Source organism: Mesorhizobium sp. M2E.F.Ca.ET.219.01.1.1 (assembly GCF_004016445.2).
Taxonomy (GTDB): Bacteria; Pseudomonadota; Alphaproteobacteria; order Rhizobiales; family Rhizobiaceae; genus Mesorhizobium.
This window is the reverse complement of record NZ_SADT02000291.1, coordinates 1-281: the sequence shown is the minus strand read 5'-3', so window position 1 is coordinate 281 and position 281 is coordinate 1. Positions and strand designations below refer to the sequence as shown.

Here is a 281-nt window from a genome sequence, read left to right as displayed (position 1 = left end):
GGCAGCGGGGTGTCCGGGCGGTTTCCAGCCGCACAATCGCGAGACCGCTGACGCGAACAAAGCTCGGCTGTACTCGGCACGCGAAGAGAGCCTGCTGTTCCTGATCATCTTCCTGTGGACGCCGCCGCATTTCTGGGCGCTGGCGCTGTTCAAGTCCGACGACTACGCCCGCGCCGGCATCCCGATGATGCCGAACGTCGCCGGCCATGCCTCGACCCGCCGGCAGATCTTTGGCCGAAGGCGAAGCCGGCCGTGCCGTCGGCGGTGTAGAAGCGCGCCAC

At 67.6% G+C, this 281-nt stretch carries 1 protein-coding gene; it reads left to right on the top strand.

Going from position 1 to position 281, the window contains the following annotated elements; genetic code table 11:
• A partial coding sequence (locus EN862_RS35885; protein WP_245519836.1) for a UbiA family prenyltransferase occupies nt 1-281 on the top strand: 281 nt, incomplete at both ends.